18 protein-coding genes are annotated in these 19,905 nt (G+C 46.9%); 2 read left to right on the top strand and 16 right to left on the bottom strand.

The genetic code is table 11. The features are described 5' to 3' along the window. The first annotated feature begins 53 nt into the window (after window positions 1–53). On the top strand, window positions 54–548 hold the full coding sequence (locus tag DXA36_RS24740; protein WP_118682102.1) for a GNAT family N-acetyltransferase: 495 nt from the start codon (window positions 54–56) through the stop codon (window positions 546–548). Between the two features lie 155 nt (window positions 549–703). Here DXA36_RS24740 and DXA36_RS24735 read toward each other — a convergent pair whose 3' ends face one another. The 12 genes from DXA36_RS24735 to DXA36_RS24680 all read right to left on the bottom strand — a co-directional run bounded on the left by DXA36_RS24735 (window position 704) and on the right by DXA36_RS24680 (window position 15,037). Continuing rightward, complete coding sequence (locus tag DXA36_RS24735; protein ID WP_118682101.1) at window positions 704–1,783, bottom strand: glycoside hydrolase family 5 protein; 1,080 nt, start codon at window positions 1,781–1,783, stop codon at window positions 704–706. A 30-nt stretch (window positions 1,784–1,813) separates the two neighbouring features. After that, window positions 1,814–2,701 carry a carbohydrate ABC transporter permease gene (locus DXA36_RS24730; RefSeq protein ID WP_118682100.1) on the bottom strand — a complete coding sequence of 296 codons (888 nt, stop codon included), beginning with the start codon at window positions 2,699–2,701 and terminating at the stop codon, window positions 1,814–1,816. Window positions 2,702–2,740: 39 nt separating this feature from the next. Then, window positions 2,741–3,658 carry an ABC transporter permease gene (locus DXA36_RS24725; RefSeq protein ID WP_118682099.1) on the bottom strand — a complete coding sequence of 306 codons (918 nt, stop codon included), beginning with the start codon at window positions 3,656–3,658 and terminating at the stop codon, window positions 2,741–2,743. Continuing rightward, a complete protein-coding gene (locus DXA36_RS24720; protein ID WP_118682098.1) occupies window positions 3,655–5,223 on the bottom strand; it encodes an ABC transporter substrate-binding protein in 1,569 nt (522 codons plus the stop codon). Before DXA36_RS24720 ends, DXA36_RS24725 begins: the two co-directional genes overlap by 4 nt. Window positions 5,224–5,337: 114 nt before the next feature. Then, window positions 5,338–6,654: a response regulator transcription factor gene (locus tag DXA36_RS24715; protein ID WP_182479252.1), complete on the bottom strand. Its 1,317-nt coding sequence runs from the start codon at window positions 6,652–6,654 to the stop codon at window positions 5,338–5,340. Continuing rightward, window positions 6,635–8,296, bottom strand: coding sequence for a sensor histidine kinase (locus DXA36_RS24710; RefSeq protein ID WP_118682096.1), 1,662 nt, complete (start codon window positions 8,294–8,296; stop codon window positions 6,635–6,637). The genes DXA36_RS24715 and DXA36_RS24710 overlap by 20 nt, the downstream gene beginning before the upstream one ends. A gap of 300 nt (window positions 8,297–8,596) precedes the next feature. After that, the gene (gene zwf / locus DXA36_RS24705; RefSeq protein ID WP_118682095.1) at window positions 8,597–9,991 is read right to left on the bottom strand and encodes a glucose-6-phosphate dehydrogenase; all 1,395 of its coding nucleotides are present in this window, start codon (window positions 9,989–9,991) and stop codon (window positions 8,597–8,599) included. After that, window positions 9,984–11,399: an NADP-dependent phosphogluconate dehydrogenase gene (gene gndA, locus DXA36_RS24700; protein ID WP_118682094.1), complete on the bottom strand. Its 1,416-nt coding sequence runs from the start codon at window positions 11,397–11,399 to the stop codon at window positions 9,984–9,986. Before gndA ends, zwf begins: the two co-directional genes overlap by 8 nt. 62 nt (window positions 11,400–11,461) lie before the next feature. Continuing rightward, entirely contained in the window at window positions 11,462–12,475 is a 1,014-nt protein-coding gene (locus tag DXA36_RS24695; RefSeq protein WP_118682093.1) for a lactonase family protein, read from the bottom strand. A 50-nt stretch (window positions 12,476–12,525) separates the two neighbouring features. Next, on the bottom strand, window positions 12,526–13,266 hold the full coding sequence (gene rpiA, locus DXA36_RS24690) for a ribose-5-phosphate isomerase RpiA (RefSeq protein WP_118682092.1): 741 nt from the start codon (window positions 13,264–13,266) through the stop codon (window positions 12,526–12,528). Between the two features lie 477 nt (window positions 13,267–13,743). Continuing rightward, window positions 13,744–14,070, bottom strand: coding sequence for a MazG nucleotide pyrophosphohydrolase domain-containing protein (locus DXA36_RS24685; protein ID WP_118682091.1), 327 nt, complete (start codon window positions 14,068–14,070; stop codon window positions 13,744–13,746). Then, on the bottom strand, window positions 14,063–15,037 hold the full coding sequence (locus DXA36_RS24680; protein WP_118682090.1) for an aminoglycoside phosphotransferase family protein: 975 nt from the start codon (window positions 15,035–15,037) through the stop codon (window positions 14,063–14,065). Before DXA36_RS24680 ends, DXA36_RS24685 begins: the two co-directional genes overlap by 8 nt. 238 nt (window positions 15,038–15,275) lie before the next feature. Here DXA36_RS24680 and DXA36_RS24675 point away from each other — a divergent pair, with 238 nt between their 5' ends. Beyond that, window positions 15,276–15,809 carry a cupin domain-containing protein gene (locus tag DXA36_RS24675; protein WP_243114737.1) on the top strand — a complete coding sequence of 178 codons (534 nt, stop codon included), beginning with the start codon at window positions 15,276–15,278 and terminating at the stop codon, window positions 15,807–15,809. 74 nt (window positions 15,810–15,883) lie between these two features. On the opposite strand, the gene DXA36_RS24670 is transcribed toward DXA36_RS24675, so the two are convergent. The 4 genes from DXA36_RS24670 to DXA36_RS24655 all read right to left on the bottom strand — a co-directional run bounded on the left by DXA36_RS24670 (window position 15,884) and on the right by DXA36_RS24655 (window position 19,896). Further along, a complete protein-coding gene (locus DXA36_RS24670) occupies window positions 15,884–17,260 on the bottom strand; it encodes an effector binding domain-containing protein (RefSeq protein ID WP_118682089.1) in 1,377 nt (458 codons plus the stop codon). Window positions 17,261–17,430: 170 nt separating this feature from the next. After that, window positions 17,431–17,757: a hypothetical protein gene (locus tag DXA36_RS24665; protein WP_147366647.1), complete on the bottom strand. Its 327-nt coding sequence runs from the start codon at window positions 17,755–17,757 to the stop codon at window positions 17,431–17,433. A 116-nt stretch (window positions 17,758–17,873) separates the two neighbouring features. Continuing rightward, window positions 17,874–19,187: a sensor histidine kinase gene (locus tag DXA36_RS24660; RefSeq protein WP_118682087.1), complete on the bottom strand. Its 1,314-nt coding sequence runs from the start codon at window positions 19,185–19,187 to the stop codon at window positions 17,874–17,876. Next, window positions 19,162–19,896: a LytR/AlgR family response regulator transcription factor gene (locus tag DXA36_RS24655; protein ID WP_118682086.1), complete on the bottom strand. Its 735-nt coding sequence runs from the start codon at window positions 19,894–19,896 to the stop codon at window positions 19,162–19,164. The genes DXA36_RS24660 and DXA36_RS24655 overlap by 26 nt, the downstream gene beginning before the upstream one ends. Window positions 19,897–19,905 lie beyond the last annotated feature (9 nt).

Below are 19,905 nucleotides of genomic sequence, written 5' to 3'. Positions count from 1 at the left end.
TATTATATGATATACTTTCTATCCGGATACAGACAAAAAGGAGGTCACGCATAATGAGCATCGAATACAGAAAAGCAACACCAGAAGATCTGGAACAGATATGGGATATGAACATTGCCGATAATTTGGGCAACGACCGCTGGCGTATGTGGAAAACTACTTATATTTCCTATAACCAGAGCGGCGATGCTTATACCTTTGTCATTGTTTACGACGGAATTCCGGTGGGTGAGGGGACTTTGCTTTTTTCACCGGAATGCGGTGCAGTCAGCGGCAGGACAGAGCTGGCCGATAATAAAACAACAGCCAATATAAATGCGCTGCGTATCCGTAAAGAACAGGAAGGAAAAGGGTACATTTCCGCACTTGTGCATATGATGGAAAGCTATGCTGCGGAACATGGCTATACGTTCCTTACCATAGGCGTGGAAGCACGGGAAACAAGAAATCTGGGGATATATTTGCATTGGGGATATGACGAATTCGTCACTACGGAAAACCAGGAAGGACAATTAGTTCTGTATTACAGGAAAAAGCTTGAAGTATAAAGACGCAAAACTTACCTGAAAAATCATATAAAAGTATACACTTCCTTATTCCAGCTCTTCTATTCCCTATCGGAAGGCCAAAGGCAATTAGAAGCGGCAGGGAATACCGCCGCTTCTAATGAACTATCAATTGCTATCATACATAACAAAGAGGACTATCCCTGATTCAGTTCCTTCAGCACCTCCAGGATTTCCGGTCTGACCACCTGATTATTCCTGTCCACAAGTTCAAAATCCAGACATTTATAATTCCACATCGCATGCCCGATTTTCATGTTGTCACAAATGGTAATAAAATCCCGGATCCATTTCACAGCCGCCTCCGCCGGCGCGGAATCTATCACACCGAATTCGCCGCAATATAATTCACAGCCGGAAAATTTCATGAATTTATCTGCATCTGCCAGGAAAGCCTGCATCAGTTTTTTATCATTGCAGGTGGTATCACGTGTCATCAGGGGATGCTCTTTCCTGAATTCTTCATGTTCTTCCAGAAAGGCAAGGTAATCTGCCATATCCCCGGGATAAGCAAGGGGGCGATCCCAGGTACGGAATTCCTCTGAGAAATGTGCTCTCTGATGCGTGAAAGCATTTGGTTCATAATAATGGAAGTTATAAAATACGTAAGGATCTTCCACTAAATCCAGGCGGTCAAGGTAACCCACGCTGTTTACATAATTCGATCCCACCAAAACCCAGCGGCCCGAATCGGCCTTACGGATCTCTTGGATAGCTTTTTTATAAAGTTTATTCCACTGATATCCGGTGGAATCTGCAATTTCATTGAACAGTTCGAACATCAGCTTCGTCTTGTTATAACCTTTAAAATGTTCCGCCATTCTGCTCCAAAAGCTGCAGAAATTGTCCCGAAGAACAGCATCTGCCATTAAGGGGGTAGGGCTGTCCATTTGGCCATATACATGCCCTTCTATGTTGTGCAGATCGATTACCGCATTCATCCCCTGTTTTTCGCACCATCCTATGCAGCGATCCAGATATTCCAGAGGTTTCTCCTTCAGACACTTCTTTTCCTTATCAAAAAACAAATAACCGTCCAGGGGGATTCTGACATGATCAAATCCCCAGGCTGCGATTTGCCGGATATCCTCTTCTGTAATAAATGTCTCAAAATGGCAGCGCAGTGCCTCCCGGGAACCGGAATCCGCAATGAGTTCGTACTGGGATAAAAATCCGCCGAGATTCAGACCTTGCTTAAAGTTTTCAAATAACATCATGCAATCCTCCCTGAATTGTTTTTTATGTCGTTATCCTTTTACAGCCCCCACCACAATACCGCCGGTAAGATACTTGGAGATAAAAGGAAATATAAGCAATACCGGAATGGCACCAAGAACAGCTATCGCCATTTTCAGAGTTGCTGTCGGCATGGATGCTCCAATGCTGCTGTTGATTGTTTTTGCCAAACCCTGCTGCATATACAGGGTATCCAGAAGCATACGGTTCAGCAGGACCTGAATGGTATACCTTTTGTCATTACTGATATAATACAGGCCATTTTGCCAGTCATTCCAGTAGTTCAGGGATACGAACAGCCCCAGGGTAGCCAGGATTGGCCTGGACATAGGCAGCACGATATCCCGCAGTATGCGGAATTCCCCTGCGCCGTCCATTTTAGCGGATTCCAGCAGCGCTGTGGGAATGTTGGAAGCAAAAAAGTTTCTGGCCATGATGACATAAAATCCGTTTACCAGCAAATTCGGCAGAATATAAGCCAGATAAGAATTCTTAATATGAAACGTATTGGTCCACATCATATAAGTAGGAATCAGTCCGCCATTAAAGAGTATCGTAAAGAACAGGAAGAAGGAAAAGAAGGTCCTTCCCTTTAAATCTCCTCTTGAAATGGGGTATGCATAAAGAATAGTAAGGAGAAGATTTGCACGTGTCCCGCCTATGGTGATTATGGCGGATATTCCATAGGAGCGCAGGATTCCGCTGGTTCCATTTACAATATACTGATATGCTGTTAAATCAAATTCCTTCGGCAGAAGCTGGTATCCTTCATGGAGAATAGCTGTCTCATTGCTGAAAGAAGAAGAAAAAAGCAATAATAACGGCAGAATACAAAACAGTGCCAATAAAAACAATACGATGTGAGCCATTATCTGAAATGCGTTATCTCTTTTTACCATGTCATCCTTTCCTCAATAATCGCGGCCTACAGCTGCGATTCAGAATATAGCGCTGTCCCTGTCAATTTTTCTCACGACGCCGTTAGCAATTAAAATCAATACAAAACCGACCACAGACTGGTACAGCCCTGCTGCCGATGACATACCCAGAGTACCCACACTTTTTATGCCCCGGTAAACATAGGTGTCAATTGTATTGGTCACATTCATCAGCGCACTGCTGTCCATAGGCACCTGATAGAATAAACCGAAATCCGAACGGAATATACTGCCGAGCTGCAACAAGGTCATAGTAATAATGGTGGAACGGATTATGGGTATGGTAATATACCGGATGCGCTGAAACCTGGAAGCACCATCTATGGTAGCCGCTTCGTAATAGCTGGAGTCAATACCGATAACCGAAGAATAATAAATAATCGAGTTATATCCCAGCCATTTCCACTGATTGACCGCCACCAGGATAAAAGGCCAGTAACCGGGCTGTGCATACCAGGATATCTTTTTTTTCCCGAGAGGAGCCAGAATACTGTTGTTAATAAATCCGGTATCCGTACTCAGCAGTGCATATACAATATAGCTGACTACCGTGATAGAAATCATATAAGGAATCAGATATGACATCTGATAAAGCCGCTTTCCTTTTTTTGATCGAAGCTCATCCAGAAGAATGGCAATCCCCAACCCGGCAACCAGGCCGATCGCAATAAAAACAAGGTTATACCCCACCGTATTACGTAATATTATCCAGGAGTCCCTTGTGGAAAAAAGAGATTTGAAATTCTCCAGGCCAATAAAATCACTTCCCCAAATACCTTTTTGGAAATTGTATTTCTTAAAAGCTATCATGGTAAAAGCCATAGGTATGTAGTTATTGAACAGCAGATAGAGAAATCCCGGAATCAGCATACAATATAAAGCCCAATTGAAAGGACTCCTTTTTTTCTTATTTTTCATAAACGCCCCGCCAGCCAGGTATCCAGCTGTTTTTGTTTTTCTGTCAGAATCTTCCGGATACCGGCCTCCTCAAATTCCTGTTTCATCTGTTCCCATACGGAGTCAGGATCCACATCTCCCGTTTCCAGGCCTTTCTTGTATTTGTTAAGGACTGTTGTACAAGCCACCACTTCATTCGTCACATCCGTACTGTCCCAGACAAACCCTTTCGCAACAGACGGATGGCAGTCTTTATTGAATGCTATCGTATCTTCCCAGATATCAGGACCGTCTGTAACCCACTTATGCGCGATCAGCTCATTCGGGAAATGCCATGCGGTAACCGTCCAACCCAAATCTTCAGCGGTTATTCCTTCCGGATAGTCGATTACCCCTTTTTCTTCCTCCACAAATTCATAATACTTGCCTTCTATACCATAAATTAGAAGGTTTGCCACATCAGGATTGGAATACATTTCGTTCAAAACCTGCATTGCCCTTTCCGGCTGCTCACTCGTGTAAGGAATATACCAGTAATTGTTCAGATTGCTGGTGGTGGTATAATAAGGCACGATATTGATGATGGTAATATCAATTCCCGTATTTCTCTCCCATTGGGATTCAATACCCGGTTTCGTTTCCGTCGTTGCACAAAATGCTTTTCCGGCACCCATAAGGCTGGTAACCTGTTCCGTATTAATACTGGCATCCGGCATTATCAGGCCATTTTGGGACCATTCATATCTGCGGCTGCACAGTTCGTAATACTCGTCAGAGGTATAGAAATTCACCACTGTGGTGTCATCGCTGAACGAATCTGTCAACACCCCGAAATCTCTTCCCAGCCAGTCAATGGCATACATATAGTCACCCATTGCGCCGCTGTCTGATGCAAACGGATAACAATCCGGATATTTCTCTTTTACCGCCCGGAGGATAGGCTCCATATCGGCCTCCGTCTTAATATTGCTGTAATCAACGCCGAGGGATTCCAGCATTTGTGTATTGCATGCGAAGCCAAGGCCAAGACCAAGCTCTTTATTATTACGGACAGCGTAAACCTGACCGTCGATAGACGTAGACGCCAAATCCTCACTGCTGATGTCTGCAAGGATATCCTGACCATCCGATTCCAGAAGGTCATTTAAAGCGAGTACCTGCCCCTGGCTTGCCGCACTGGGAATCGGGAGCTGGGATACGCCTCCAAGCAAATCGATTTTTTCTCCGGAGGCCAGTTCCGTCTGTACCTTATCCACATAGGTAGAAAAGTCATAACGGACAATTTCAACCTCAGTATTAAACTTCGCTTTTGTAATTTCCGAAACGGCCTCCCCGATCTCCGCACAGGCTTCCTCTGAACCATAACCATCTGCAACAATTCGTACGGTATATGGCTCCTGCCCGGAACGGTCTTCTGCTTTTGTCCCGTTTTGGGAATCTCCGCCACTTTCCGCTGCCGTTTCCGTCCCTGTGCTCCCTTGTGCCGCTCCGCTCTCTGAAGGACTCTGTCCTGCAGAACCGCAGCCCGCCATAAGTCCGGCTATCATTGCCGCCGTTAATAAAATATGGATCCTTTTTCGTAACATAACACCCTCCTTGTATTTCAGCCACAATTGTTTTACAACTAAAGTGTAATAAAAAAGCCGGCTTTGTCTCAACAACAAAACCGACCAAGTAATAGAACAATTTCGACTTTTTCTCTATGCCTGCGGGTTATCTGATTCCGGCGGAGTACCTGACTTGGAATCACAGCTGTTATAATATTCATTCGGAGTCATGTTTGTCCACTTCCTGAAAACCTTTGCAAAATAGGAAGGCGTATCAAAGCCCACCTTTGTCCCCACCTCCGTTATCGTACATTTCCGCTCTGCCAACAAACGTCTGGAAACCAGGATACGGTAATACTGGATATATTGAACCAGGGAATAACCGGTGGCCTTTTTAAAAATACGGTTCAGATAATCCCCGTTCAAATGTACACATGCCTCTATGTCCTGTCTGCTGATATCCTCCATATAATGCGCGTGTACATACTCCTTTACAGCTTCCGCCACCGCCCATGCAGACGGGTGCTGTTCCCCGTTTTCCGTTTCCATGGCCTTTTCCATCAAATCGTCCACATCATAGATGAACTGCCCCACATTCCGGTACTGCATGGCGGCATGCCTTAAATCCCTGGAACGTTCTGATAATGTCTCCAGGCTGAGATGACAGGCTGAATACTCCGCGGAAATAAAATACGCAAAAATCTCTCCCGGAAACCGTCCCTTCAGACTGGATATGAACAATTCGCACATTTCATACAGCGAAGCCCTGTTATGCCCGGTTTTCACAATCCAGAATATATTATCCCACAGGTGTACTTCCGTTATGTCTGAAAAAAGTTCCTCCGCAATATTACCTAAGGCAAACAATAAAATACTGTTGTTTTTCATCTGCACCCGGGCGCCGGCCAGACGGATATATACCAGCCCCTTCGGCTCCAGCGCTTCCCTGGTAAGGCCGCCTGTTTTCAATGCCTTATCAATAAATTCGGTGAAGGGCAGGATATCCCCGGTAAGCAGATTGGTATAGAAAATCTTTTCCTCCCTTTTGGGATCCGGACGCTGCTGCCCGACCGATACCTGAAGCTTTTCCTTCTCCCTTTTTACGATCTCATCTGCGGCAAGCCTGACAGTCTCTGAAAGCTCCTCAAAGCTGACCGGTTTCAGAAGATATTTTACAACGCCGATATTAATGGCATCCTGTGCATATTTGAAATCCGGATAACTTGTCAGGATAATTTTTACCACAGAAGGAAATGTTTCCCTCACCCAAGACAGTAAATAGAGGCCGTTTTCCTGCGGCATCTCAATATCGCAGACAATAATATCTATTTTATTTCCGGTACATACGGCCCTGGCGTCCATGGCCGTATAGGCGGTAAATACCTCGTCAATTCCCAGCCCTTTCCAGTCAATATGTTTTTTCAGCAAGGTAACTACCATTACTTCATCATCAACAAGTAATATATTCAATCTGCGTATTCTCCTCCTTCCGGATTCGGGGAATGCTGACGGCAACCCTGGAACCCTTATTCTCATTTTGGATACTGACAACGGCCTTCCCCTGGTACAGCACCTCAAGACGGTTTTTCACATTCATAATGCCGATGTGTCTGCCATCCTCTTCTATATCTTCATCCCGGTTCAGCTTGTCCAGTATTCCCTCCGGAAAACCGAGGCCGTTATCTTTCACTATGATGCAGAGCATGTCCTCCGCCTCTTCAATCACCAGTATAATCTCCAAATCCTGCACCAGCATGATATTGTGCTTAATACTGTTTTCAATAAAGGTCTGAATCAGCAGGGGCGGTATTTTTTCCGTGTCGGCATCGGCATTACAGGTAATCTTCATCTGGAAATTATCCTGGTACCTGATTTTCTGTACCTGGGCGTACCGCGCGATACACTGCAGCTCATCCTCCAGAAATACGTAATCTTCTTTCAGGGATAAAAGATACCGGAAATATTCCGCCATGTTTTTGGTAAGATCCTTGATTGTTCCGTAGTCCTTAATACTTGCCAGGGTATAAATCAGATTTAATATATTCGTATAGAAGTGAGGCTGTATCTGCACCCGCAGGAACTGGTTATACACCTTTTGCTTTTCCAGGCTGGCTTTATACACATCTATTTTCAGGTTGATAATCTGTTCCGCCATATGGTTGAACGTATGATACAGCACCTTGATTTCATGATTGGAGGTCCGATCATTCAGCCTGACCTGCGTATTGCCGCCGCTGAATTCCTCCATGGCTTTTTTCAGTTTGGTAAGAGGCTTGAACACAGACTGTTCCTGGTAAAATAAAGCAATCGTTATCAGGAGGATGGACGCTGCTATCGCAATAATAATAATAATAAACAGATAGGATCCGCTGCTGACAAAATTGACATGAGGGATTTCTATGGAAATTTTCTTATTGATCATGCGGATGGCACGGGAGAATACAAAGTAATTCTTGTATTCCTGTGCATCCTTCTCCGCATAAAAAACCGAACCATCCATATTCAAAAGGGAGACGTTGCTTTCCTGATCCTGCGGCATGATATCCCGAAGTACGTTTTCACAGCTGATATAGCATCCTCCGAAGCCGCTTTTATGTTCATATAAATGCAGAAAATAATAGTTATCTCCCAGCTTGATATCCTTCCAGGCTGCGGAATTATTCACCTGGTTATTTAAGATATATTTTTTCAACTCCTCGTTTTCCGTTTCCTGGAAATAATCCAGATAGGAAATGGAGGACAGCATCATATCCTTGTCCGGGATAAAAACGAAATACACGATTCTGTTATCGTTAAGAAGAGACAGGTTGGTTAAATCCCTCTGCAAATCAGAGCTTCTTTCCGCAATAAAGGCGGGATCGGAAGAATCACAGATCAAATTATAGTCCGTACCGTCATTTTTATTGATTAGGGAGGTCAGTTCTCTGTTGGCCACATAGAATTGATCTGCCCAATAATTGCTGGAATAATTAAGGGAATTTTTATAAATTTCTTCGATTCTCTGATTAAAATGTTTGATGGTAAAAATATTAAATACTGCAAATAAAAACACGACGAAGAAGGAGGTTAATAAGATAAAATACCCTGATTGCATGAACTGCAGTTTTTTCATTTGGAATCCGCTCCCTTAGCATTGTTATAGTCTGCTCCAATGACCCCGTCTGTTCCGCCGGGTTTTCCCGGCAGAAACGCACCATCATTATAACATAAAATAAGATCTTGACAATGCATGCCGGTAATCCTGTGTATGTTATAGCGCCAGTATATACCGGGATTTGGCTGGCGTGCTGCCCGGAACCACGCACTCCAAAGCAGGAAACGGCCCCCTGCACAGGCAGGGGGCCGTAACCCGGCTTATCCGATTACAGCGTTTATCTTCCAGACCGCTTCCATCGTCTTAAGTGTAAACTATTTAATGATCAAACCACGTATCCCCATATATGGCCAGAAGCCGCTCTGCTTCCTGCGGGCCGTTGCTCCCCGGTTCATAAGAGGCAAGAGGCATGCCGCTGCTGCGGTATGCCGCCTTCACAGCATCCACATATCTCCAGCTTATACCCACCTGATCCCATTGGGAAAACCAGGAGCGCTCCCCACGGAAGCAGGCGCCGATCAGCCTTTCATAGGCCTCCGGCGTATTCAGATGATGTTCCAGGGAGCAGCTCTGGCAAAAGTCCATTTTCGCCTGGATAATATCATCCGTTTCTCCCGGCCTTTTAATATTAAACTGCAGATATACGCCTTCCGTAGGCTGAATCCGGATATTCAGGATATTGGACTCCACCTCCGGGGAGGGGCTTTTGAATACTACGGCCACCTGCATTTCCCTTTCCCCCAGCTTTTTCCCGGTCCGGATATAAAAAGGCATTCCCCTCCACCTGTCATTATCCACCAGAAGACGGACTGCCGCATAGGTTTCCGTATCGGAATCCGGCGCCACGGACGGCTCCTCACGGTATCCCCCGTACTGCCCCAGCACCATACTTCCTGAAATATCCTCCGGCATAACCAGCGCTGAAAGCACCTTCATCTGTTCCCGGTGCATATCCTCCACCGCTGAGGATTGGGGCTGTTCCATGGCGACGATGGACAGGATCTGGAACAGGTGGTTCTGCATCATGTCCTTTAATGCCCCGCTGTGGTCATAATAGCTGCCCCGGGTTTCCACCCCCACCTCTTCCATAGCGGAAATCTGAATACACCGGATATGCTTTGCATCCCATACATTGCTGAAAATAGGATTGGCAAACCGGATGGTCTGGATATTGCGCACCATCTCTTTACCCAGATAGTGATCAATACGGTAGATATGATCCGGCGAGAAAAAAGCTTCCATCTTTTCATTCAGCGCAGCGGCAGCCTCCAGATTTTCCCCGAAAGGCTTCTCCAGAACCACCTTTCCTCCCCGCGCTCCATCCACCTTCTTCAGCCCCTGTACAATGACAGGGAAAAACCGGGGAGCAACTGCAAAGTAAAACACATGGTTCTCCGCCCCGTTTTCACGATAAAAAGCATTCAGTTCCCCATACGCTTCTTCTTTTGTGAAATCCATGCGGTAATAGAGAATCCGTTCCGCTATTTTTTCATATACCTCTTCCCGGAAGGAAAGTCTCGTGAATTTTTCCACCCAGTCCCGGGCCAGTTCCCGATAAGCACTGCTGGTATAATCCCGCCTGCCTATCACCACAATCTGCGTATCAAAGGTATTGCTTCCCGTCATTTCCATGTTGTACAGGGCCGGGATCAGCTTCCGGAAGGTCAGATCCCCTGTCCCTCCGAATATGGTAAATGTATTTTTTTCACTCATTGCTTAACCTCCAATCGTGGTGGAAGGTTCCTTCCCTGTCATTACGTTCATAGGTATGGGCCCCGAAGCAGTCCCTCTGGGCCTGGATCAGATTTGCCCCCACCGGCATTCCCCGGAATGCATCCAGGTAAGCTGCGGCCTGGCTCATGGCGGGAACCGGGATTCCATTTATAATACCCATGGTAAGGATATGGCGCAGGCTTTCCTGTCCGGCATTGATCCGTTCCAGGAAAAACGGATCCAGCATCAGATTTTTCAAATCGGGATTTCTTTCATAGGCACGGGTAATATCATCCAGGAAATCTGCCTGGATAATGCAGCCGGCCCTGAAAATTGCCGCAATCCTTCCGTAGTCCAGATTCCATCCGTATTCTCCGGAGGCGTGTGCCAGCAGTTCAAACCCCTGGGCATAGGCAATGATTTTTGCGGTATACAGCCCGTTTCGTACCTGCTCCCCAAATGCTTTTTTATCCACAGCCCGTTTTTCCTGTGAAACGGTGAAAAGCGGCTTAGCTGCCCTTCGTTCTTCCACGCGGTTAGACATGACTCTGGCGTTGCAGGCCGCCGTAATCATGGATACGTTCACTCCCTGTTTCAGAGATTCCAGGCTGGTCCAGCGTCCGGTGCCCTTCTGGCCCGCACTGTCCAGAATTACATCCAGAAGTTCCTGTCCGCTCAGATCATCCTTTTCCCTGAATATTCCTGCAGTGATTCCGATCAGGTAGCTTTTCAGCTCCTTCCGGTTCCATTCGTCAAAAGTAGCCGCCAATTCCTCATTGCTGCAGCCGCCCACATATTTAAGCAGCAGATAAGCCTCTGCAATCAGCTGCATATCCGCATATTCAATGCCGTTGTGCACCATTTTGACATAATGGCCGGCCCCATCCGGCCCCATATAGGCACAGCAAGGCTCCCCCTGTGCCTTTGCCGCGATAGCTTCCAGGACAGGCGCCACATAGTCGTAGCCTTTTCTGTCACCTCCGGGCATGATGGAGGGACCGAAACGGGCGCCTTTTTCTCCTCCGGAAACGCCGGTTCCAAAGTAATAGATTCCTTTTTCTTTCAGACTTTTCTCCCTTCGTATCGTATCTTCAAAGAAAGAATTTCCTCCATCCAGAATTATATCCCCTTCTTCCAGCAGAGGCACAAGCTGTTCAATCACTAAATCCACAGGCCTGCCCGCCTTTACCATAATCAGAAATTTCCTCGGGCGTTCCTGGGAGTCCACCAATTCTTCCAATTCATAAAAAGGGATAAAATTATCATGGGGATGTTCTTTTACCAACGCTTCCGTCACCTCATGGCTCCGGTTATATCCTCCTACCTTAAATCCGTGATCCGCCATATTAAGCGCAAGACTTCTGCCCATTACGGCAAGCCCTATGACACCGATATCTGTTTTCTGCATACTGTTATCCTCCTGTTAATCTCGGAACGGCGCTCTCCCCGTCCCGGCGTTTTAGCTTTTTTCTATGATTCCTGCGGGATTCCCGGTTTATCCAGTACTACCGAAACCGCTTCCGGTATCGGAATCCGGCTTCTGATCCCCACTATTTTACCGCTTTCCCGATTCCTTTCCAGAGACACAAGCCCGCCCTCCTGGCGGTTGGCAACAAGGACAAAACGGCCGTCATCGGTGAGTATAAAATCCCGGGGATGCACGCCCCGGCTTGATACATATTCTTCCAAAACCGCCTTATCCCCGCGGATATCCACCCGTATTAAAATATCCGGCCCGCGCACCGAAATATACAGGGCTTCTTCTCCCGGTGACATTCGTATGGCGGCAGCCGCCGCATTCCCCTTCCGGGGCAGAAGCGGAAGCGACTGGATCAACCGGAATTCCTTTCCGTCTGCGGCAAACGTAAAAAGCGTATTACTCCATTCGCTCACTACATACAGCCGTTTATGGGCACGGTCAAAAACACCATGTCTTGGCCCGCTCCCCTCCGGAAAAGGGATTTCCCCTGCCGGCCCAAAACCGTTTTCCCTGTCAAAAATCCGTATCCGGTTCTGTTCCAGACACGGCACCAGGAGCCATGGGCCGTGAAGAAGAATCTGATGGCAGCCGGCCTTTTCGCCGTTTTCGATCCGCTTCCGGATCTCAGGAACATGCCGGCTCAAATGATAGACCATAACCGTGCCATCGTGGTAATTGGCGGTGTATACATAATCCCCGTCCTGCTGAAGATAGCAGGGTGTATGGGCTTCTTCCAGTATTTTCCGCACATGTGATATCTGCCCTTTTTCCCGTTCCAGGAAACAGGTTCCCGCACGTCCGTTTTCCTCCATGGGAAAACAGATCCGGTCCGGGCCGACGGATACCCATTTGGCATCCCTGGCCTCATAGAACAGTTCGGGAGCTGTCAGTTCCCCACTTTCTTCATCAAAGGCAAACCGATAGATCCCTTTGCTGTTTTCCGAAAAATAGGTCCCTATATAACCATTTACAATCCGGTTGTTTTTATCCTTTTTTTCCTGCATTTTTCCACCTGCCCTAACTGTTCAGCCTGTTGTCAATCTTACATACCTGCTCAGACACACCCGTTTTTCCATCCCGGGACTGTTCTACCCTGTAACGGGGCTTTTTCCTTATTGGGATTCACCAACTCCCGGACACCGCCGGTGGTACCGATAAGAATCCGGCTGCACATCCGGTCAAAAAAACCGGTTTCCAGGACCCCCGGTATCTGCCTGACGGCTTCTGCAGCCAATCTGGGATCCCTGTCTTTTGGAAACACTACATCCAATATCCTATTTCCGTTATCGGTAAAAAATGACTTACCGTCCCGCTGGCGGCACACTGCATTTCCCCCCAGCTCCTTTACAGCATCCGCCGCCCAGGAGGCTGCAAAGGGCAGAACCTCAACCGGAAGAGGAAAACCGGCAAGATTTTTTACGCGTTTGCTTTCATCCATAATCCAGATTACCTGCTTTGCCTTCCATGCCACAATTTTTTCCCGAAGGAGAGCGCCTCCCCCGCCTTTTACCGCACAGAAGTCCGTATCCACCGCATCCACTCCATCCACCGCCAGATCCACGGTCTGCGCTTCCTCCGGCGGGATTACCGGAATATGGAATGATGCCGCAAGCTTTCCCGTGGCTTCTGAGGTAACCACGGCCCGCAGCCTTATTCCCGCGCGTACCATAGCCCCCGCTTCCTGTATAAAATAATAGGCTGTGGAACCGGTTCCCAGCCCTACGGTCATTTCATCCCGAACCCAGGCTGCTGCCGCCTTTGCTGCCGCTTCTTTTTGTCTTTCCCTGTCATCCATATCGAGCCTTCCTTTCCTATAACCGTTCGACAAGCCTGAACGGTTACCCCTTCCTGACCGGCCTGATTTTCCTGCCGGTTGGATTATTTTTTGCGGACAACGATCTACACAAATGCGCTTACAGAGAATTAATTGTAAAACCTGCCATCTGTGCAGCGCCGAGCCTGGTTCCGCAATACTGTAATTCCATGAGTTACTGTAATTATAAATATTACAGTTAGATATGTCAACCTTTTTTCTGATATTCTCAAACTTTGCAGCTGCAATTCACGGCCCCTTGTGCCGCCGCCCTGCAGATACCATACAGAAATGACGAAAAGCAGAAAGCCTGTTGCCTTTTGGCAATAGGCAGTTTGCCGGCAACCATTAGTTTTCCCAATTTTGCAGCAATAACATCAGAATTTCCTCAATAAAAAACGGCGTCTTATTGATTACGTATCAATTAAGACGCCTCCTGTCCAATCCTGGTTCAATCATTTACCATCGTTTCATATTCCTGTCATGCTTTTCCCGATATGTTTCCGCCAGTTCCTCCGGCGAAATGGAGTAGCAGAGCATAACATCGTTCAGATACATCATCACATCGCAGAGCTCTTCTATAAAATGACTTCTGACCTGTTCATCGCCAACTATTTTCTCATCTCCCTGTTTCTTGATTACATCCGCCACTTCCCCTGCTTCTATCATCATCCAAAGCAGGGAATCACGTCCCTTCTTTGGAGATAATCCGCCCCACTTGTCTTTATATTTTTCCTGCAGCTGCTTTTGAATCGCCTGCATCTCCTGAAATCCAAAATCACTCATGATCCCATCCGTCTCCTCTATCTCTTTTTCTATCTCTTTTTCTATCTCTTTTTCTATCTCTTTTTCTATCTCTTTTTCTGCCCCATGCACTTTCTCCGTACTTTCGATACCAGGATGGAATTATATTATCCATGCTGCGATACCAGGAAAGCACGTTTTGGGATTGTTTCATCATAACATCGATATCCTCCTGACCAAATGGAACGGCCCAATAAATGGAAGAAAGCGTATTGCAGGCAATATAGAAGGAAAGCAGCCGGAAGAATTCCGCCGGCGGTCTGCCATCGAAATATCCGTCGATTTGGCCTGCCGCAAAACAGGGGCTTGTCTGGGCGCTCCATACAATCCGGTTGAATTCTTCCCATGGATCCCCGAAATCGTAACGGTCAAAATCAATGATGATAAGCGAGCCGTTTTGTACCATCATATTCCCGATATGATAGTCTCCGTGCTGAAAGCACTGTGGACGGTTTTCCAGCAGACCGCGGTTATTTTCAATATATGTAATGAGCGCATTATCCCCTTGAAAATGAATCGGACATTCCCTATAATTATGAAGGATCTCATCCGCTTTCCTGTTAAATCTGCTGCCCCATTGTTCCTGTGTATCCGGCGCCGGTATGGCATGTATTTCACGCAGTATTTCCCCTGCCTTCACCCCTGAAGCATATTGCTCTTTCTCCGGCAAAAAGGGAATCACATCCCCGGCGTCACTCCCGTCAATCCAGGTATGCAGAGCATAGACTCCGTCTCTGCAAATGCCAAATTCAACAGGCTTACACATAGGTATTCCCAACCGTGCCACCTGTTCCAACACGGCAAACAGTGCCTTTCTGGTCTCGTACCGCTGTATAGGAGTAACATGGAGCAGATAACGGCTTCCGTCCTTTTTCGCCACCTGGTATTTTTTATCCTCCGACCAGCCTTTTTCAATCGGAATAACCGTTTCAAAATTAAATTCCCGCATACTGCCTTCTCCATAATCACAACGGCCTACTTTTCTTCCCGCTTATTCATGCCGGATCCCCCGCACCAGGAAAATGGTTGGCTCAATCCCTATCCGGTACTGTCTTGTATAACCTTTAGTTACAAAATACTCTGACCGGAAGGGTTATGTCAAGCCTGTTCTTATTATGGATACACCCGAAACATCATAATCACTTGACAGCCTGTAACGCTGCCTTTAGAGTGGAAAGAAAGGAATAATGAATAGGGTAAGCGGTCCCGGCAGGGGCGGCAGGGAATTTGCAGCCGGTAAGAAAGGGGTGCCAATGAAAATACAGAATATTGAACAGCTGAACGGGGAATTCGTCTATCAGGATTCCGTGGGACTGCTGACCAAATCTTTAGGGGAAGCGGCCGGAAGCCGGAAGCTATATGTCAATATCGATTCCGTTCCTCCCCATGCCTTCAGTACGAAATACCACAGCCACTCCCAACAGGAAGAATTTTTCCTGATTCTTTCCGGTACAGGCATACTGCGGCTGAATGAAGAAGAAATTCCGGTGAAGCAGGGGGATTTTTTGGCAAAACCCGCCGGGGAGAATATCGCGCATACTTTTTATAATTCAGGATCCGGCAGCCTGCTGATATTAGACGCGGGAACCGTAGAAAAAGAAGATACCTGTTATTATCCGGATGAAGATGTATATATGCTGAAATCAAACCGGGAACGGCGGATTTTCAAGGGTACGGATCTGGATTCTTCCTGGTCCACGGAACCCAATCCGCTCCCATAAGGCATATTTTTCCGGACTTTTTATGCAGGAAATAAAGCCACAGTTCCCTGTGGCTTTTCCTGCGCTATGTCACATTATTTCCCGCCGTTTGCCTTTTTCACTATAGGCAGATACTGCGCAATCTCCGTTTCTCTGCTGATTTGCAGCTTGTCTGTCAAATACTGCTCCATAAACGGCTGCGGCCCAAATCCGTAGGTTTCACTTTCCTCCAGCTGCCTGATAAACTGGAACCAGGACTGGGCATTCTTTTTATATTTCACATGTTGTTTCAGATACAGGCCTCCCGGAAACTCCTCCTTCGTCAGCCCTTCTTCCTCCTTCACTTCCCTGTCCGGTGCAATCTGTACATACATCCGGAAAAAGAAATCTGGCTGTCCCAGCTTTTCAAAGTTATAAAAAGCAAAAACCCGGTTCTTTTCTCTGTCCGGCGCAATTCCATTCGCCTTCATCCATGCAAACAGCTGTTTTTTCGCCTTTTCTTCCGCCCCTGTCCCGACCGCCGTACAGACTGCGGTCATAAAGGGTTCCACCTGTACCTCTGTTACCTCCGTCCTCTCCTTTCCGCCTTCCTTTTTCAGCTGTACCGGCATATACAGCTCCACGCCGCCGATATGGTCAAACGCATCCCCGAAGCCGAGATGCTCCTCCAGCCACTGTGCATCTCCATACGCGTATTTACTGCCCTCCAGCCATCTTGAAAAACGCTTCCAGCCGCGCATGATGCCTTCACCGAGTTCTTCGTCTTTCGTCCGTTCGATGGAAATGACGGCAAACAGGCCGCCGTCCAGCTGTTTTGTTTTTATGTTATCATCCTTCACTTCCATATCTTCCGGTATGGTAACGCATACCTCATAGCCGTATTCTTCGGCGGAAGGGTCACAGTCCGGCGCATTGTAGCCGAAAATACGGTAGTTTCCGCTGCGGATATCCAGCTTTTCCTTCATGACCCAATCCTTCATGACAGCAAACGCGCCGTTCTCCGGGTTCTTTCCGTAATAACAGTAATAAGCCACACGCATGGGCTGCATCTCTTTCAACACCTTAATATCCGGGTATTGTTCGTTCATTTCCTCATCGGGAATCTCAAAATATTTATCCATTAAATGAATCCTTTCAAATTTGTAGTTTACCATCCCCCGGGAATAGGTGCTGGGAGAATAACCGGTGACCTTTTTAAAGATTCTGGAAAAAGCGTCGGAGCTGGTATAGGCATATTTCACGGCAGCATCCAATACCTTCATCTGGTTAATACGGATATCTTCTGCCGCAAGACTGATCCGCCTGTTGATGAGGTATTCCTTTACCTGATAGCCTGTTATGGCAAAGAACAGGCGGTAAAAATTAGACACCGACATGTAGGCTTCCTTCGCCGCATCCTCCGCTTTGATATCGTTTTCCAGATTATGCTCCAGAAAATCAATAGCTTTCTGGATCCTCTCATAATAATTCACCTGTTTTTCCTCCCGTTATCTTAAGATGTTTTCAGTATAACAGCAGGCAGGCAGCTTTGCCCGACTTTTTTTCTCTTTCTTCCAGGAAAAAAAAGGCTGCGCGGTTTGATACCGGAAAATGGCGCAAAAAAGCCGCATTCCCTGGGAAACGCGGCCTGATACATTATCTTTTATGCAATTTCATCTATGTACTTCCCTTTGCCGGTGTTTTCCGGGCTTTTCTTTTTTTCGAGATTCCCCGGTTCCGCCTCATCCTCCTGCCGGTTCGTTTCCCGGCTTTTTAGCTGCTCAATTTGTTTTTTAATCTCCTGGATCTGCTTTTCCAGTTTCCTCTCTCTTTCGGTGTCCTTATTCCGGACGGCTTTCTGTTTTTCCGCATCCAGTTTTTGTAACTGCTGCTCCAACTCCCTGATTGCAGACGCGGCCTGCTTGGATCCTTCCAGTGGCTTTTGAGGGGTAACAGGCTGTTGTGCCTGGTTTATTCCGCTTACGTTCATTCCAATCACCTCTGTTTTTCTTTTTCTTTTGCTATTTTTTGGCAGGAGCCTCACAACGCAACGGGATGCCCCATTCCCTCCTGCGCCTTCATTGTAAGAAAAACAGACGCATGATTTCAAGCCCTTTGCTTCGAAATGCCTTCTGGCTGTACTGAAATGTCCAGCAGCACATGTAACCGGAATAAACCATGCTGCTGCCCGGCCGTCACTGCGCCTGCGTATTTTAATGCGACACTTTTGATATTGCCAAGCCCGATACCAAAATCAGGAACCGGCGGCTGATCCTCGGGGCAGGTGTTTTCAAATTCCAGCATATAAAAATCACCCTGCTGTTCGCCGGAAATCCGTATACTTTTTGAGTTATTCCCCTGTCTGCATGCACGGATCGCATTGTCAAGGGCATTTGCAAAAATAACACACCAGTCCAAATCGGTTATTCTACCATCTTGCGGCAATTTAAGTGATATGTCGACTGCTGTTCCGTCTGTTTTGGCTAATTCCAGTTTATCTCCCAGCAAAATATCCACGGTTGGGTTGCCCGTATGAACAGGAAAAGAAAGTTCCCCCGCCGCCGCATCCAGATTTTTCAGGTAATCCCGTGCCTGATCGATACTGCCGTCTCTCAAAAAACCGTCCAGAACGGACAGGTAATTTCTGACATCATGGCGGAATGACCTTGTCTTTTCATAACGTATTTGTGCCTGTGACACATAATTTTTCAGAGAATGCTTTTCCTGTTCCAGTAATGCCAGATCCGCCTGTGCCTTAAAACTTTCACAGATGCGCCGGTAAGCATAGAGGGAACAAAACAGCACTCCCAGGCCAAGAGCCTGCAAAAGCAGCAGCATAATGTGTTTACGCAGCTGCAGCGAACCCGGAAACAATACTACACTTTTATAGTTGACGGACAGAATATAGAATTCGACGGCGAAAAGGAACAGGCCGGGAGGCAGCAAAAGCCAGGTCAAAAGCCCCTGAGGAGGATTCTGCAGAGTGATATGCGAGGAAATTATCCGAAAGCAGATGGCGCACAGCGCAGAAGAAAGAAAAGCTGCCAGAACAATAAGCAGATACAGCAGCGGGGCATTTCCGTGTATTACGGGGAAAAGCAGCATAGTCACCGAGTCCATCAGACCAAAAGACAGCTGTGCAATGTACACTGCCAGGACTGCGGTTACACAGGATACCGGACGGTTGTTTTTCAGCCCCAGCCGTCCCAGGATATAGAGCGTCAATATGTTAAGCAGAATAGCCGAATCAGGAAATGCCTCCAGGAAATCTGTGAAGCCGGCACAATAAAGCATCGCAAGGCAGACGGCAAAATGCCGCAGCTTCACACGTTTTTCTGTAAGATGTCCCATAAATAAAAGCTGCAGAATTCCCTGTACGGCAATCGTTACTATATTAAATAAAAGAAGAAACCATTCCATCCCGCCGCCTTTCTTTCATGTGGAATAAAAGCGCTTTCGTGAACTCCCGTTCCCGCAGGCGGGAAACAGGTATTTCACCGCCCTCTGCCAACAGAATCAATCCGTCCCTGCACCCGCGCACAAAATCCAGATTAACCAGATAGCTTCTGTGGCATCTGAAAAAACGCTTGTCCATCCGTTTTTCCAATTCCTCCAGCTTATCGTAGTAAGCAACTGTTTCCCCTCCGTGCAGATGAAGATAAATCTTGCGTGCAATGACTTCACAATACACTATCTCGGAAAAGGAAAGGATCCGGGAATCCCTGCCTCTATGCACAACGATATTTTGCCTGCCGGCCTGCTCCAGGAATTGGAGGCTGCGATCCATGGTACGCCGGAAACGGATAGGATCGATTGGCTTTACCAGGAAATCAAATGCCTGCACCTCAAACGAATCAAATACACATTCCTTTAAAACCGTAATAAAAATAAGGATGCCCTGATATCCCCTCTGTCTGAGCAGTCTTGCCGTCTCCAGCCCGTCCGGGCTTTCCATTTGGATATCAAGGAACACCATATCAAACTGTATTTTGCTGTCCAGCAGGCTTTTTCCGCCGGTATAGCACTGAACCCGGAATTCCATCTGTCTTTCTTCCATATAGTCGGAAAGCCTGGCGGTGAAATCCCGGAGCATAAAGGCTTCGTCGTCACAGACGGCAAATGTTATCATCGTTATCCC

It is taken from the genome of Eisenbergiella sp. OF01-20 (assembly GCF_003478085.1).
GTDB lineage: Bacteria > Bacillota > Clostridia > Lachnospirales > Lachnospiraceae > Eisenbergiella.
Note: the sequence above shows the minus strand (reverse complement) of the source record. Positions and strands in the feature narration are given on the sequence as shown.

Bases quoted from the DNA above. Each gene is read 5' to 3' on its own strand.
- DXA36_RS24675 (WP_243114737.1), top strand. From the start codon at position 15,276: ATGAATAGGGTAAGCGGTCCCGGCAGGGGCGGCAGGGAATTTGCAGCC.
- gndA (WP_118682094.1), bottom strand. From the start codon at position 11,399: ATGCAGAAAACAGATATCGGTGTCATAGGGCTTGCCGTAATGGGCAGA.
- DXA36_RS24735 (WP_118682101.1), bottom strand. From the start codon at position 1,783: ATGATGTTATTTGAAAACTTTAAGCAAGGTCTGAATCTCGGCGGATTT.
- DXA36_RS24695 (WP_118682093.1), bottom strand. From the start codon at position 12,475: ATGCAGGAAAAAAAGGATAAAAACAACCGGATTGTAAATGGTTATATA.
- DXA36_RS24725 (WP_118682099.1), bottom strand. From the start codon at position 3,658: ATGAAAAATAAGAAAAAAAGGAGTCCTTTCAATTGGGCTTTATATTGT.
- zwf (WP_118682095.1), bottom strand. From the start codon at position 9,991: ATGAGTGAAAAAAATACATTTACCATATTCGGAGGGACAGGGGATCTG.
- DXA36_RS24665 (WP_147366647.1), bottom strand. From the start codon at position 17,757: ATGAACGTAAGCGGAATAAACCAGGCACAACAGCCTGTTACCCCTCAA.
- DXA36_RS24740 (WP_118682102.1), top strand. From the start codon at position 54: ATGAGCATCGAATACAGAAAAGCAACACCAGAAGATCTGGAACAGATA.
- DXA36_RS24680 (WP_118682090.1), bottom strand. From the start codon at position 15,037: ATGCGGGAATTTAATTTTGAAACGGTTATTCCGATTGAAAAAGGCTGG.
- DXA36_RS24660 (WP_118682087.1), bottom strand. From the start codon at position 19,187: ATGGAATGGTTTCTTCTTTTATTTAATATAGTAACGATTGCCGTACAG.
- DXA36_RS24655 (WP_118682086.1), bottom strand. From the start codon at position 19,896: ATGATAACATTTGCCGTCTGTGACGACGAAGCCTTTATGCTCCGGGAT.
- DXA36_RS24730 (WP_118682100.1), bottom strand. From the start codon at position 2,701: ATGGTAAAAAGAGATAACGCATTTCAGATAATGGCTCACATCGTATTG.
- DXA36_RS24710 (WP_118682096.1), bottom strand. From the start codon at position 8,296: ATGAAAAAACTGCAGTTCATGCAATCAGGGTATTTTATCTTATTAACC.
- rpiA (WP_118682092.1), bottom strand. From the start codon at position 13,266: ATGGATGACAGGGAAAGACAAAAAGAAGCGGCAGCAAAGGCGGCAGCA.
- DXA36_RS24685 (WP_118682091.1), bottom strand. From the start codon at position 14,070: ATGAGTGATTTTGGATTTCAGGAGATGCAGGCGATTCAAAAGCAGCTG.
- DXA36_RS24720 (WP_118682098.1), bottom strand. From the start codon at position 5,223: ATGTTACGAAAAAGGATCCATATTTTATTAACGGCGGCAATGATAGCC.